Source organism: Arthrobacter sp. Sr24, assembly GCF_054511175.1.
Genome location: NZ_JBTNDB010000004.1, coordinates 136928 through 151524, shown reverse-complemented (window position 1 = coordinate 151524; position 14597 = coordinate 136928). Strand labels below are relative to the sequence as shown.

The 14597-nt window shown below is 58.0% G+C and carries 14 protein-coding genes; 8 read left to right on the top strand and 6 right to left on the bottom strand.

Annotated elements, in window-relative coordinates; all coding sequences use genetic code 11:
- Positions 1 to 546, bottom strand: a complete 546-nt coding sequence (locus tag ACX80D_RS04780; protein WP_459321489.1) for a lamin tail domain-containing protein — start codon at positions 544 to 546, stop codon at positions 1 to 3.
- 434 nt (positions 547 to 980) lie between these two features.
- Between ACX80D_RS04780 and ACX80D_RS04775 the strand changes: the two genes are divergently transcribed.
- The 3 genes from ACX80D_RS04775 (at position 981) to ACX80D_RS04765 (ending at position 4650) form a co-directional block, all read left to right on the top strand.
- Complete coding sequence (locus ACX80D_RS04775; RefSeq protein ID WP_459321541.1) at positions 981 to 2435, top strand: amino acid permease; 1455 nt, start codon at positions 981 to 983, stop codon at positions 2433 to 2435.
- A gap of 199 nt (positions 2436 to 2634) precedes the next feature.
- Positions 2635 to 3336 (top strand): DedA family protein, encoded by a 702-nt coding sequence (locus ACX80D_RS04770; protein ID WP_459321488.1) that lies wholly within the window; start codon positions 2635 to 2637, stop codon positions 3334 to 3336.
- A 126-nt stretch (positions 3337 to 3462) separates the two neighbouring features.
- The gene (locus tag ACX80D_RS04765) at positions 3463 to 4650 is read left to right on the top strand and encodes an SGNH/GDSL hydrolase family protein (RefSeq protein ID WP_459321487.1); all 1188 of its coding nucleotides are present in this window, start codon (positions 3463 to 3465) and stop codon (positions 4648 to 4650) included.
- Positions 4651 to 4736: 86 nt separating this feature from the next.
- On the opposite strand, the gene ACX80D_RS04760 is transcribed toward ACX80D_RS04765, so the two are convergent.
- A complete protein-coding gene (locus ACX80D_RS04760) occupies positions 4737 to 6215 on the bottom strand; it encodes an MDR family MFS transporter (RefSeq protein ID WP_459321486.1) in 1479 nt (492 codons plus the stop codon).
- Positions 6216 to 6412: 197 nt separating this feature from the next.
- On the opposite strand from ACX80D_RS04760, the gene ACX80D_RS04755 reads away from it, so the two are divergent.
- The gene (locus ACX80D_RS04755; protein ID WP_459321485.1) at positions 6413 to 6814 is read left to right on the top strand and encodes a DoxX family protein; all 402 of its coding nucleotides are present in this window, start codon (positions 6413 to 6415) and stop codon (positions 6812 to 6814) included.
- A gap of 1116 nt (positions 6815 to 7930) precedes the next feature.
- On the opposite strand, the gene ACX80D_RS04750 is transcribed toward ACX80D_RS04755, so the two are convergent.
- The 4 genes from ACX80D_RS04750 to ACX80D_RS04735 form a co-directional block, all read right to left on the bottom strand.
- Positions 7931 to 8089, bottom strand: a complete 159-nt coding sequence (locus ACX80D_RS04750) for a hypothetical protein (protein WP_459321484.1) — start codon at positions 8087 to 8089, stop codon at positions 7931 to 7933.
- Between the two features lie 270 nt (positions 8090 to 8359).
- Positions 8360 to 8968: a phosphoribosylanthranilate isomerase gene (locus tag ACX80D_RS04745; RefSeq protein WP_459321483.1), complete on the bottom strand. Its 609-nt coding sequence runs from the start codon at positions 8966 to 8968 to the stop codon at positions 8360 to 8362.
- A 461-nt stretch (positions 8969 to 9429) separates the two neighbouring features.
- Positions 9430 to 10239 carry a metal-dependent hydrolase gene (locus ACX80D_RS04740; RefSeq protein ID WP_459321482.1) on the bottom strand — a complete coding sequence of 270 codons (810 nt, stop codon included), beginning with the start codon at positions 10237 to 10239 and terminating at the stop codon, positions 9430 to 9432.
- A gap of 150 nt (positions 10240 to 10389) precedes the next feature.
- On the bottom strand, positions 10390 to 11061 hold the full coding sequence (locus ACX80D_RS04735) for a YceI family protein (RefSeq protein ID WP_459321481.1): 672 nt from the start codon (positions 11059 to 11061) through the stop codon (positions 10390 to 10392).
- 113 nt (positions 11062 to 11174) lie between these two features.
- Between ACX80D_RS04735 and ACX80D_RS04730 the strand changes: the two genes are divergently transcribed.
- The 4 genes from ACX80D_RS04730 to ACX80D_RS04715 all read left to right on the top strand — a co-directional run bounded on the left by ACX80D_RS04730 (position 11175) and on the right by ACX80D_RS04715 (position 14571).
- Positions 11175 to 11330 carry a hypothetical protein gene (locus ACX80D_RS04730; RefSeq protein WP_459321480.1) on the top strand — a complete coding sequence of 52 codons (156 nt, stop codon included), beginning with the start codon at positions 11175 to 11177 and terminating at the stop codon, positions 11328 to 11330.
- Positions 11331 to 11666: 336 nt separating this feature from the next.
- On the top strand, positions 11667 to 12131 hold the full coding sequence (locus tag ACX80D_RS04725; RefSeq protein ID WP_459321479.1) for a GatB/YqeY domain-containing protein: 465 nt from the start codon (positions 11667 to 11669) through the stop codon (positions 12129 to 12131).
- 447 nt (positions 12132 to 12578) lie between these two features.
- Positions 12579 to 12890 (top strand): hypothetical protein, encoded by a 312-nt coding sequence (locus ACX80D_RS04720; RefSeq protein ID WP_459321478.1) that lies wholly within the window; start codon positions 12579 to 12581, stop codon positions 12888 to 12890.
- A 34-nt stretch (positions 12891 to 12924) separates the two neighbouring features.
- Positions 12925 to 14571: a flotillin family protein gene (locus ACX80D_RS04715; protein ID WP_459321477.1), complete on the top strand. Its 1647-nt coding sequence runs from the start codon at positions 12925 to 12927 to the stop codon at positions 14569 to 14571.
- Positions 14572 to 14597: the final 26 nt, after the last annotated feature.

The window sequence follows — 14597 nt, the reverse complement described above, 5'->3', positions numbered from 1 at the left end:
CTACCCACCGCTGGACTCGATTTCATTGATGACCAAGTTTCCGTCCGCTGGGACTTCGCAGATGTTCGCTGCACCGGGAGTGGCTTGAGGTGAGACAGTGAATTCCCCGGTTCCCTCGGCGCACCGAGCGTAAGAGGTGCTCACATGGCCACTCCAAGCGAAGGAGTCCACCACCGTGTTCCCATCGGGACCCAGGAGCCTGGCTTCGTCTTCTTTTCCGAGGCCAAATTTTACCGGAGCGGCGTCATCGTCCACCGTTACCATCAGGTAGCTGCCGGGCGCAATTATTGATCCGGCCGGCAACTCTATGACGTTTTCCGGCTTGTTGTCGGAGATGTGCCACCCAGAAACGTCTATGGCTTGCTGGCCGGTGTTGATGAGTTCAACCCCGTCAGCAACGGTGCCGTTGTTCTGAATGACCTCATTGATGCGCACCGTGTTGGGGGAGTCAGCAACGGCTGGTAGTGCAATACTGACGCTGCTTCCAACCATTGCTAGGGAGGCGAGTCCGACTGCGGAGCGCAATCTCCACTGTTTGTTTCTCAAGAGTTTTCCTTATCGGAGGGATATTCGTTGGGCACAAGGCATGACTCTTGGGAGCTTGCCCTGCCAACGTGACGCTTAGACCAACTCCGTGTGAACTGTTGCCCGAAGTAGTGCCAACACTGGCCACGTTCGACGGTCTGCATTCGGCGCATTCCCATGATGCAGATCACTAATTCCATGTCGATACTGGATTTCCGTCATAATGGAGTGTTCAACTCGTGAATGAGGCTCGTCGGGGCAAACCGCCAGAAAGTCACACACATGCATCATCAGTACCAGTCCTTCGTGGTCGCAAAGGCTATCTCCGCCGTCGCGCCACTGAAGTCTTCGTCTCGAGGGGCGGCACTAAACCAATCGTGAGTAAGCAATCAACGGACACAACACAAGAAGGCCGCAACTCGCGAGTTCGTTCCACTAACGTCTCGCCAACTGCGATAGCGGATAACGAGCTCAAGCGGGGCCTCAAGAGCCGCCACCTCCAAATGATCGCGATTGGTGGCGCCATAGGCACTGGCCTTTTCGTGGCTTCCGGTGGCACCATTGCTCAGGCAGGTCCGGGCGGAGCTCTCCTCGCCTACATACTGGTGGGCTTGATGGTTTTCTTGCTCATGCAGTCCTTGGGGGAGATGTCCGCCAAAATTCCTGTGGCCGGCTCCTTCCAGACGTATGCCACCCGCTTCGTGTCACCATCTTTCGGGTTTGCCGTTGGTTGGAACTACTGGTTCAACTGGGCCATCACTGTGGCCGCAGAGTTGGTTGCTGCTGGAATCATCATGGACTTCTGGTTCCCGGGAGTGCCTGGTTGGGTATGGGCTGGAGGCTTCCTCTTGTTGCTGACCGGCGTCAATGCACTCTCATCCAAAGCGTTTGGGGAAAGTGAATTCTGGCTGTCCATGATCAAAGTCGTTGCCGTGATCTTGTTCCTCATCGCCGGCGTGCTCATGATTGTTGGAATCCTCGGCGATGGCCCCTCGGGGATGACAAACTGGCAAACGGGTGAAGACGTGTTCCATGGCGGGTGGGTGTCCATCATTTCCGTCTTCATGATTGCCGGGTTCTCCTTCCAAGGCACAGAGCTGGTTGGCGTTGCAGCTGGCGAGGCCCAGAATCCGCGTCGAGAAGTTCCCCGTGCAATCCGCTCAGTCTTCTGGCGCATTATGATCTTCTACGTGGGCGCCATCTTTGTGATCGGTTGCCTCATTCCCTTCACCGATCCCAGCCTTCTCTCATCCGGTGAAGCGGACATTGCTGCGTCGCCTTTCACCCTGGTGTTTGAACGGGCAGGGATCGCCTTCGCCGCAGCACTGATGAACGCCGTCATCCTGACCGCCATTCTCTCGGCGGGCAACTCCGGTCTTTACGCCTCAACACGCATGCTCTATGCCATGGCCCGCGATGGCAAGGCACCCAAGATCTTTGGCAGAGTCAACTCCCGGGGCGTGCCCATGGCAGCGCTACTGGCCACGGCCGGCGTCGGACTCTTCGGTTTCTTGAGCGCCATCGTCGGGCAGGGCGCTGCATACGCATGGTTGCTCAACGTTTCAGGGCTCAGTGGATTCATTGTCTGGGCCGGAATCGCCATCTCGCACTACCGCTTCAGACGCGGCTTCCTCGCTCAAGGAAATAGTGTGAACGACCTGCCGTACCGGGCGTCCTTCTTCCCCATCGGTCCGGTGTTGGCATTCGCGGTGCTGATCCTGGTGATTGCCGGACAAAATTATGAGGCCGTCGTGGCCGGCCGTGGTGTGGAAGTCCTATCCTCCTACATTGGCATCCCCATCTTCCTGGGGCTTTGGCTCATTCACCGATTCGTCAGTAAGTCCAAGGTGGTGCCGCTCTTGGAGATGGATCTTTCCGGCCCCAGAGATATCGAAGAGGGCGCCGTTTAGCGGAGCTGTCAGCAGATCTTGGCGCAACGGGCAGGGTATTGGCCCAACTAGCCCCGAATGGGCGCGAGGAATTGGGAGCCGCGAGTCAGGGTTTCCTCAGGGCTAAGTAGGGGGTTTTCCCCCTAGTGGTGCACCGCGGCTGTCCGTAGCGTTGAAGCTATGGAAAATCCCGGAATTGGCCCGTTAGCTGTGTGTTCTCATGACTGATTTCTTGATGGCAGCCGCCGGGCAACCGTGGGCCTACGCTGTGGTGGTGCTTTTCTGCTTGCTGGATGGCTTCTTCCCGCCGATTCCCAGCGAAACAGTGGTGGTGGCCGTGGCGGCATTGGCAGTAGGTCATGGTCCGGCCATCCTCGGGTTACTGGTGGTGGTGGCGGCTGCCGCAGGTGCTTTCCTTGGCGATAACATCGCTTATCTGATGGGCCGGAGAATGGGAATCAGCCGTTTTGCCTGGATGCGTCGTCCACTCATGCAGCGGGCCTTTAGCAAAGCCGGGAGAGAGCTTGAACAACGTGCAGTGTCGATGATTTTGGTGGCCAGATTCCTCCCCGTTGCCCGGGTTGCCGTCAATCTCACAGCCGGAGCCACTGGATATCCGCAACGTAAATTCATGGCTGTTTCTGCTCTCTCTGCAACCCTGTGGGCCATCTATTCAGTGGCGATTGGCGCGGTGGCCGGAACCTGGTTGCGGGAACATCCGCTGTTAGGGCTGGTAACTGCCATGGTTGCGGCGGGCCTGCTGGGAATTCTGATCGAGAAGATCATGGGTACATTCCGGGCCCGTCGGATCAAGGGTGAATCAGCACGGCTACCGGAGCTTGTGCCAGCGCAGCTGCCGGGGCGGGAGCCGGAGCCAGTATTAGAACCAGCGAGAAGCCTCGCCGGGGCCGCTCGGCTCTGACTTCTCAGCCGTTGTTTGCCGGCGCGAGCCCGGGCAACGGGAAGCTATCGTCACCCGTGCAAAGATGGAGCCTGCAACACAAAATTAGATAACGGCTATACGGCTATAAAGACACTCTGGAGCAACGTGCTTACCACCCGGCCCATCCCGTCCACCTTCATTCGCGGTGCCCTTGAACTTGAGAGCACAGCAACAGGTACGATCGTGCATCGTTTGCCTTCCGCAGCCCGGGCGCAAGCTAACGGGGACCCGCAACTTCTGATGGTGGAGCAGCAGCCCTCTGGAGTACGCATCGCTTTCGAAACCACTGCCACGGTCATCGAGCTGGACACAGTACGTTCCCGTACCACTTATGCAGGAGCGCCGGCCCGGCCAGATGGTGTCATTGAACTTGTTGTGGACGGTGTGGTTCTGGGCGAGTCCGTCACCACCGGTGGCATTCTGACCACCATCGATATGGCCACGGGCACCCCTTCTCGTGTTGCAGGTCCCGTCTGCACCACCCGATTCACGAACCTGCCAGAGGGATTAAAGAGTGTTGAACTCTGGCTTCCCCACAATGAGGCCACAGAACTCCGTGAGCTGCGAAGCAACGCAGCGGTTACAGCACAGCGAGAGAGCGGACAGCCCCGATGGTTGCACCACGGGAGCTCCATCAGTCACGGCTCCAACGCCACACGTCCGACGGCGATCTGGCCCGCCGTCGCTTCTCGCCTAGGAGGCGTGGAACTGACCAATCTCGGTTTTGGTGGCAGCGCCCTCCTGGATCCGTTCGTGGCGCGAACCATGCGTGACACCCCAGCTGATGCCATCAGCATCAAAATAGGCATCAATCTCGTCAACCTAGATCTGATGCGATTGCGCGCCTTCGTGCCAGCAGTCCATGGCTTCCTCGACACCATCCGTGACGGACACCCAGACACACCGCTACTGGTGATTTCACCGATCTTCTGCGGTATCCACGAAGACACGCCAGGCCCTGGTGCCTTTGACATGGCAGCTCTTGTAGAAGGAAAAATGCGTTTCACCGCCACCGGAAATGCCGCAGAAACTGCCGCTGGAAAGCTCACCCTGCGCATTATTCGCCAGGAGCTGGAAAAGATCGTCCAATCACGAGCAGCGCAAGATCCCCATCTACATTTCCTCGATGGGCTTGAACTCTACGGCGAAGCTGACTCCGTGGAGCATCCCCTGCCGGACGCACTCCATCCAGACAGCGAAACCCACGCCATCATAGGGGAGCGGTTCGCAGCCCTAGCTTTTGGTCCCGGGGCAGTCTTTGGCTCTGGGCCTTCCCCGGCCTCCAAGCCCTAGAAACAGCAGGGACCCGGCTTGTTGCCTCAACTGCAGGCAACACGCCGGGCCCCTGTTCAGGCTTAGATCCAGGCTCAGACTAGCTGTTAGTGGATCGCTGTGACGGTCTTCGCCGAGGTGAGATTCGAATCCGAGGAAGGTTCGGCGTCGGGCTTGCCCATGAAAGCGGCAATGACCACAATGCCCAAGGCAACGCACGCCGCGACCATGAAACCATTACTGAATCCAGCTGTTTGGGCCGCGATCTCATCTTTCCCAGCAGCGGCCGCAGCGACGGTTCCGGCCGCCATCACACCCACCAGCAGGGCCGTCCCGGCCGCACCACCAAGTTGTTGCAAGGTGGAGAGCAGTGCCGAGCCGTGTGCATGCAGTGAATGCGGCAACGGGTTCAACCCTGCGGTGAAAGCTGGCGTGAAAATGAACGCCAGCGCCAGTGACATGGCGAGGTGCATGCCAATGATCATGGCCAAGGGTGTGCTCTCGTTCAGCTGTGTGTAGCCGAAGAGGACGGCAGAGAGCAGCAGGCCGCCGGGCATGAGCAGAGGCCGGGCGCCGACCTTATCGAACAACTTGCCTACCCATGGAGCTAGTAGACCCATCAGAATACCGCCTGGGAGCATCACGAGTCCGGTATTCAGGACATCCAAACCGCGCACGTTTTGGAGGTACAACGGCAGCAAGATGATGACACCGAATAGTGCCAGCATAGCCATGACCATCAGAGCCAGGGCCAGGGTGAACTGGCGGTGCAAGAAGGGTCGCATGTCCAAGTGCGCACTATCGTTGCGTTGGAGCCGGAGCTGCAGCAGCACAAAAGCGGCCAGCGAAACGAGGGAGACACCGAGCGCCACGAGGGCAATCAGGTGAGTGCCGGCGTCGGGCGATCCAATGCCGCTGAGTCCATAGACCAAGCCACCGAAGGCGGGAATGGAAATAAGGAGTGATGGCACAGAGAGCTTGGAAGGCTTACGTTCGCCATCCTTAGGCAGTAGCCGTGAACCCACAATGAGAGCCAGGAGGGCAATGGGCAGCACCAGTAGGAAGATGAAACGCCAAGACAGCGAATGCAAGATCAGCCCGGACAGCGTGGGTCCAATGGCAGGCGCCACTGAGATGACGATCGAGACGTTACCCATGATGGCGCCACGGCGATGTGTGGGTACCAGGCCCAGAATGGTGGTCATCAGTAGCGGCAACATGATGGCCGTTCCGGAGGCCTGAACGACTCGAGCGACCAGCAGGATTTCAAAGCCCGGAGCCAGCCCTGCCAGCAGCGTGCCGGCCGAGAAAAGCCCCATTGCCAGGATGAAGATAGTCCGCAATGACAGGCGGTTAAGCAGATAACCCGTAGTGGGAATGACCACGGACATGGTCAACATGAACGCGGTTGCCAGCCATTGGATGGCTGAGGAGGAGACATCAAACTCGTCCATTAACTTGGCCAGAGCCACGTTCATGACGGTCTCATTGAGGATCACCACAAAGGCTGAAACGAGGAGGACGCCGATGGTGGTGCGGTCCCTGGCCGAAAGCCTTTCGGAGACTTCAGCGGTGGAAAGTGACATGGTGGGGTCCTGATCGTATCGTGCGAAAAAAAGATGAACGGTGCCGAAAATGTCCGGAGCTATTCTCAACTGTAGAACAACGGCATACGGATATAAGCGCCCCAAGCGATGCTTCTATTCCTCATTTCCTCCACAACCTTTTCCGAGCTCCCGCTAAGCTTGTGCGAAAACCACCTCGGAACCATTGAAGGAAGTCCATGACGCGAATTAATACCGTAAATGCCTGGGCGCTGGCGGCCCTCCTAGGCGCTAGTGCTATCAACCATCTGAAGAATCCTGCGTTTTACTACCCTGTGGTTCCGCCGTCGTTGTGCAGTGACAAGGGCGATGAGCGCGGCGTGATGACGCGTCACCAGTGGGTACTGGTTTCGGCAGTCCCGGAGGCTCTCGCGGTCGCTGGGTTGCTGATTCCACGTACCCGCAACGTCACCGCTATTGCCACAACGGCCATGTTTGTCGGATTCACCGCCGGGCACGTCTCAGCTCTGAGACGTGCACTCGGACCGGAGGGGACCCCGGAGACCAAAAGAATCCACAGCGTTCGGCTTCCCTTGCAAATCCCCTTGATCGCCTGGGCATGGAGTGTTCGCAAAGCCTGACTTGGCACGAACTGACTGAGCACGAAAGCTAGACCACCAATCAGCAAGGTTGTTGAGGCGCCAGTGACAACCAGATCATCCTGATTTGTCCCATTAAGGGTGCCGTGGGCGACGCCGTTCCTTGCGCTGGAGCAGCGCTGGTAGTGCAGTCCGTGGCTGAAGGGGAGGGCTCCGTCGTAAGCTCATTGGTGGGTTCACTTGACGGCTCATCGGACGGCTCTCCCGTCGGATCAACCTGAGGGAGGCCCTCCTCAGCGATAGCCAGAGCGGTAAAAGCTAGTGCTCCTTCAGTGTTCTTAATGCTGAGCCCATATTCACCGGCAGTGAGTCCGATCGGAACGCTCAACGGAACTTCACCGGTTACCCTGCATCGCACCCAACCCGTAGAAGTTGCAGCACGGGCTTGGTTCGAGCCATCATGGACGGCCAACAACAGCCAGGCATTCGACAGCAAGTTCGCCAAGGTGGAAGTACCGCCCCTGAGGAAGCCCGCGAGGACTCGGGCCAATGAAGCTCCGGTACCTCACCGCGTGGTCCGTGAGTGAGGATTTCGTTGCCACGGATCAGAACTTCCACGGCGCCCGGTAGATTACAACTCCAACCGCGGAGAAGGCCGCCCACGCGGCCAATCCTGCTGCGACGGAAGCGATGCTCACGGCGAGGAAAGCCTTGCGGCTGAGTTGATGGTGTCTTTTTATGCGATGTGTCCAATTATGGGATGGATCACATCATGTCAAGACGCTTTACATTCAAAACTCTTTACATTCGGGAGAATCCAGGCCAAGTTCGACCAGAGAACCCTAGAAATCGGTGGACTCGTTTGCAGCGGTCCGAGATCAGGACCTAAGGCTCCGAGGTCTAAGCCTAGGTTTTGTCCGGCAAGGGCGCACCGGAACGGTTCCAGAAGAAGTTCACCAAATTATGGGAGCTCTCCGGTGATGACCACGAGCCTGGAATCCAGCAATTCTCCAGCCCAGGAAACAGCATCAGTAGCTAGACCATCGTCTTCAGCTACAGCCTGGGCCATGGCTGCCAAGCGAATATTGTTGTCCCACAGCAGCGGGACGGAGATCGCCTCGCGAATCGGTGCTAGTCAGGCACCTTGTAGATCACTTTCTAATTCCAATCCATCGGAGAGTGATGCCGGGTTGCCGGGTCTGCGTGCCGACTGGCGGTGCCGATGACGGTGCCAATGACGGTGCTGGTGCTGAACCGACCTTCAGTAACGAGATGCCGCACCATTCCTGCGGCCTTGGCCGTAGAACTCTTGATCATTCTCGGTCAAGACTCCCAGTAGCCGCAGGTCTCCTACGATCTCCGACAGGGTTGTTCGGGACACGCAGCTCGTGGCGGCGGCACACAGCCTGCAGGGCGTAGTCATCCGGTGTCAGCTCGTGTCCGTCTTTCCATATCTTCTGATCGACGGAGCCGTGCCCAGCGCGAGCCTCAGTATCACCATCATGCAACACCAGCTCAGCTTCATGGAAACGGCTCTTGCCGCTAATGAAATTGTAGGGAACCGGCCGGCATAGCCCTGTTCGGCTGCTACTGCTTAGAAGCCTTCACAAAGGCCTGAATTAGCTGAACATCTTTGACTCCACGAGCTGATTCCACTCCGCTGGAAACATCCACGCCCACAGGTTTCAAGGCTTTAGCTGCAGCTGCCACGTTGGCAGGGTTTAAACCGCCAGCCAGTAACCAAAAACCTCGGGGAGTTCCTTCCGTGAGCTCCATGGCATCAAAAGTGACCCCGGCCCCGGGTTCGACGGCATCTAATAGGAGCCGCTCAGAGTCCCAAGCGTGCTTATCATCTGTAGACAGCTTGTTGTAGGCGGCTGCGGAGAAGGCGCGCAGTGTCCGGAATCCAGCGTCGTGCACGCGCACCATGTCAGCGAGGCTCTCCTCACCATGCAATTGGACGGTGGTTACGGCAGCTTTTCGAGCGATGTCCAGAACATCCGTGATGGGCTGGTTTCTAAACACTCCAACGGTCTCGACCCGTGACGGTACGCTGTGCCCCAGCTCGGCGGCCAATTCTGGGGTCACGGTGCGGGGACTGCCGGGGGCAAAGACAAATCCAATAGCATCGGCACCGGCGTCCACTGCGGCGGCCACGGTCTCAGCCGTTTGCAGGCCGCAAATCTTTACGTACATGCTTGGAGCGACTCCCTAATTTTTTTACTATCCCTGTTTGTATTAACGCGCACCGACTCTTGCTTCTCCGGCTTGGAATGATCATCTCTAGACACTACAAGTGGAGGCGCTGACCCCTAGTCCTAATGTTAACAGCGTGAGCGGTCAAGGATGTCATGGGGGTTTCTGGCGTTGCTGGGGGATTCTGCCTGCGCCCTACAACGTTCTGACTCCTGACGTGATGGTCGCTCAAGAGTTGGTGGCGCAGCCCGACGCTAACCTAAGACAGAAACCGCACAATGCCACTGACTTGATGAAACGGCCGGCATCCATTTTTTCGTATTGGCCTAGCCAAGCTTCACTCGCGCATGCTCGTGGCTTTCATGCTGTTGAGCGTCGGTCTACCCTTGCTGGATTTCCTGACTTCGGCAGACGCTGAGTGCTGCACCCCACTTGCGGAACCCCAGCTAGCCCAATGAAGCTCAGGTGAAGACGGCGTCCGCCATGGCCCAGATGACGTATCCACTGACGGGGACCAAGAGCAGCCATTCGCGGACGGATCCGGCGTTGCCCAAGATAGGCAAGGCAACGTTGCCACTGGGCCGCCAAATATTCTTTACTAGTGGCATCTTGCGCAGCCAGCGCGGGGGCCTAATACGAAGTGGCCACAGTAAGTTGCAACCACCGGTCGTCAGCATATCCCCGAAGATGTGTGCGGCCACGCCCAATCCCATGGCCATCGGGAACCAGTAGTCATGTTGCGGGGCAAAGAGTGTGACAAAGGTACCGACGGCGATCCCCACCACCCATGGGAACTTGCGCATCGTGTCGGGAATGAATTTCAGAGCCTTTGCTGCAAAGGAAGCCAGCAGGACCGCTAAGAGTCCTGCCCCAGGAAACAACGTGCCGTAACCGGGCAGTTCCACGGTCCACATGCCCGCCAGGGCAGCGATGGCCACGAAGACAGCCATGCCCAAGATTGAGTGCGTGCCGTGCCGGTGCCCACCAGAAAATTTGCCGATATGGATACACAAGATGTTGGAGAGCGGTGGCAACGAATGGGCGATAGTGGCATGCCGATGATCGGCGTCCGGCACCAAGGCTGCCCCTGCACTCACCAATGCCCCGGCTATCACGGAGGTGGGCGTCAGATCCATCAGCCCCATGCCCACCGTCAGCGTTTCGGGAAGCGATGGAACCACCTGCGCCAGGTTACCCACTCCGACGTCGAACTGGGTAGTTAGCGCCAACCAAACGGCCGCACCGGTGGCAGCGTGATGAGGACCCATCATGAGGGCACGTCCTTGCATTTGTGGGTTAGTCGTTCTGAACCCCGCAAAACGTGGACAAAACCTGCTGCCCTAAGCCTATGCTGAGCCTCTGACAATGCTCGACGGCGTGCGGCCCTCGTCACACTGTTGGGCGCGCTGACGCTCTTGGAACTATTTCTTGAGGTGCAGCAACATTTCGACTGTCCCGGCATCCTCAACCTTGACGAACCCCAAGTTGGGTGCTGAAATCTCGAAATCAGAAAAGGTGATGGGGATGGAGCCTTGGACATCGACCCCATCGCTGGTGACCTGAGCTTTGAGATTCACGGTGACAGCTTGGGTAACACCGGCAAGAGTGAGTTCTCCTGCAGCTTCGGTGGATGCGCTACCCCCGGAAATGGCGCCAATGTCCACCGCCTCGGTCAGGGTGAACGTGGCGGACGGGAACTGACCCGTTTTCAGGATGCCCTGAAATTGCCCGTCGCGGCTGCCGTTGTCCGTGGCTACGTTGCGCATGTCAACTTCAGCGGTTGCAGCCGTCAGCCGGGTTCCTTCAATGGTGGCCTCTCCCTTAATATCCGATGTTCTGCCCACCACGGTGACCGGCTGGCCATTGAGGACCTCATTGACACGATAACCAGCCTCTGATTCCTGGCCAATGGTCCACGTTCCGGCCAGGCCATCTTCGGAGAGAGTGCTGGGCGCGCCTGCGCTCGGGGGTGCGAGCGTCAACTCTGCGCTGGCTTGCTCATTCTGAAGCGAGGCGTAAATAACGCTTCCGCCCCAGATTCCGGCGATGAGTGCTAGTAGTGCAATTGCCGCAATGATGAGTTTTTTACGCATGCCCAACCTTAGCGAAAGTTTGTTCTGGAACAGAGAACTATGTCAGGCAAGGCTGAGCGCTGGCTGGCAGCGGAGGGGTTCCGCCGAAACGGCTTGACGCGTAGCCTAGGGCCATGAGTCAAGAATCGAGCGAACAGCCGCCCCAAGCAACCGACAAACCCGCATCTCCCGTGGAAGAAACGTTCAAACTACTCGTCCCCGCACCGGAGCTGCTCGAGGAAGAAACCACTCCGAATCCAGACGTTGAACCGCGTGTTACCGGATCATGATGGGTCATCACTACGAAGTTAAGGTGACGGAGGGGGCCCAGTATCCTCACCCAGCCCAGGCCAGCATTCCCGATCCCGGCCAACCACCCATTTACCCCGACCCGAGTCAACCACCAAATCCGTTTGAGCCACCGGATCCCAGCGGACCACAGCCACCGCCATATCCGCCAGAGCCGGTCTTCCCGCCAGATCCCATGGAGCCACCACAACCACCCGAACGGCCTTTCGGACTCTAGAACAGTCTCTGAGTAGTTGGGCACAAGCTGAGCTCCCCAAGGTGGAATAATTAGTTCCGACGGCCGCTGTGCGGCCACCATATGCAACCTAGGGGAGCCAATGTCTACACTGAAACAACAGCTCAAAAATGACGTCATCGCGCACATGAAAACTGGCAACAAGATTGCCCTGACCACTGTCCGCAACGTGCTAGGTGAGATTGAAACGCGTGAAAAGGGCGGCAAGACACCCACCGAGTTCGATGACGCCCAGGTCATCACGCTGCTCCAGAAGGAAGCCGCAAAGCGTCACGACACCGCTGGCATCTATACCGAGGCTGGCGAGTCAGATCGAGCCGCTGCGGAATTAGCAGAGGCAGAAGTTATCGAAGCGTACTTGCCGAAGGCACTTGACGCTGAAGAAGCAGCAGCCATTGTGGACCGCATCATCACCGACCTTGAAGCAGAACAGGGAGAACTCTCAATGCGCCAGATGGGTCTGGCTATGAAGCCCATCACGGCAGAAATTGCTGGCCGCTTCGATGGCAAGGCAATCTCAGAAATGGTTCGCAAGCGCCTCCAATAGTTCTGCACCTTGAGCTGCACTCCAGGCCAACAGGTCACCTTGGAGTGCCTGCATTATTTCCTACTCTTCCCTGGGCTCTTGCCTGGGCACGAAGAGTCCATGAAGTCATCACCTACGCGACCTACGCGCCGGGTACCCCGGGCGCCTCGCGTGCTGAGAAATCCAGGTTGATTTTGAGCGTAACTTCCTCGACGATGCTGTTCGCCGGAGATCATCCCCCCAGTAGGAATGGTGGGGTTAGAGGTACGTTCTTCCGTTCTGATTCCGCCCGGAAAGGACCCTCACTCTTGGTACTACCTGATCGGACTGGTGCCGAGGGTGACGGTCCGGCCTCAAAGTCATTGAACTGCCTGGGGATTGCGAGAATGCTGTGGCTTGCCATCTTTATGAGAGTCTTGGTTTCCCGACTTGGAATAATCCAGCTCACCAAAACGGCTTTCCACTCTCATGAAACGCACACCACAAGAAACGCACACCACAAGAAACGGCTACGCATTGATTCAGCTAAAGCAAGACACCGACGGATACGTCCGTATGAGCCGTCACTTCCCCTCCAAGACGCTCATTTCCATCACCTTCAACGACGGCACCACGGGTGAGTACACAGGTCAGCGCCTGAATGAGCTCTACGACGCTGCCCTGGCGGCCTTCCGCCTCGGCAACAATATGGATGCCAAGGGTTTTGATCGCAACGATAAAAAGATCCACCGCCGCGACGCCGTCGAACATGTCCTTGTGCAGTCAGGAATGGCCCCTTAACAAAAACGACGCTTTTCACCATCATGTGGAGAAAGTGAGCAATGTCCGTAGGATTGAACTCACCAGGCGTGCCGTGGGTCTCAGCATGGCCGCCGTGAACCCGAAAGGCGTCATGTCATTCTTGACCCTCATTCCCTTATTCATTGGGCTCGGCGTGTTGGTGGTGCTCATCATCATTGCTGCCGTGATCTCACGCATGGCTTTGCATATTGCCAGTCCCGACCAAGCTCTTGTCATCTCCTCTAAGGACAACAAGAGCCAACCGGATCCCAACAGCCAGCGCGTGGTGTTCGGCCGGATCTTCATTAACCCCTTCACGCAGCGTGCTTACCCTCTCTCATTGGCCTCGCGTCAGGTTTCGCTGAAGATCGAGGGAATTTCCAAGAACGGCATCAAGCTTCACTTGACAGGTGTTGCGCAGGTTAAGGTAGGCGGCGACGCCGATTCTGTCCGCAAGGCAGCCCAGCGATTCCTCAATCAGCAGGAAGCCATTGACCACTACACGCAGGAGACCCTCTCCGGTTCGCTGCGTTCTATTGTGGGTACTCTGACGGTTGAATCCATCATCAAAGACCGCGCCACCTTCGCCAAGAGTGTGAAGGAAGAAGCAGAGCACTCCATGCACAACCAGGGTTTGGAAATTGATACCTTCCAAATCCAATCGGTCGACGACGATTCCGGTTACCTTCAGAACTTGGGTCGCCCCGAGGCTGCTTTGGCCGAGAAGAACGCCAAGATTGCTGAAGCTCAGTTCCTGCAGGAAGCGGAGCAGGCCAAGGCTATTGCTGATGAACAGGTGGCCCTTGCTCAGCAGCAGCTGATCATTAAGCGTGCCGAGCTCAAGGAAGAGGCCGACGCCCGCCAGGCTCGCGCCGATGCGGCTGGCCCCTTGGCTGCTGCAGAGCAGCAGGAGCAGGTCATCATCCGCGATCAGCAGGTTGCCCTGCGCCGTGCCGAATTGCGCGAGCGGGAACTCGACACCGAGGTTCGCAAGCCGGCAGACGCCGAGAAGTACCGTTTGATCCAGCAGGCTGACGCCAAACTGGAGGAACGCCGTCGTGCTTCAGAGGCTGCTGAAATCGAAGCCACGGTAGAGCTCGCTAAGCGTAGGCTCACGGCCGAGGGTGACAGGGTTGCCGCCGAGGCAGACGCAGCGGCCTCCACCGCTCGCGGTAACGCCGACGCTGCTGTGGTTGAGGCTCGTGGCCGCGCCGATGCTGCGGTCATCAAGTCCCGCGGTCAGGCCGAGGCTGAGTCCACTGAGGCCAAGGGTGTGGCAGAGGCTGCCGGTATTGCCGCGCAAGCTGAGGCATATGAGAAGTTCAACGAGGCCGCCATCCTGAGCAAGGTCTTGGAAGTCCTTCCCGCCATGGCCCGCGAGGTGGCAGCACCTATGGCAGCCATCAAGGACATGACAGTCATTTCCAACGACGGCGCCAGCCAGTTGAGCAAGAACGTCTCCAACGGCGTTCAGCAGACAACGCAGCTGATCAAGGACTCCACAGGTCTGGACATCATTGGCCTGCTGCAGGGCATGGTCGGTGGCGGTGCCAAAGATTCCTCCACCGGAGCTGCTAGTGGACTCCTCAGCTCCATTAACAAGGGCAATTCCGGCACAGGTAACTCCGGCACGGCTAACTCCGGCACGCACAGCCCCGATGTCGACGCAGATGAGAACTAGGCACCACCGCAACAATCATTAGGGTT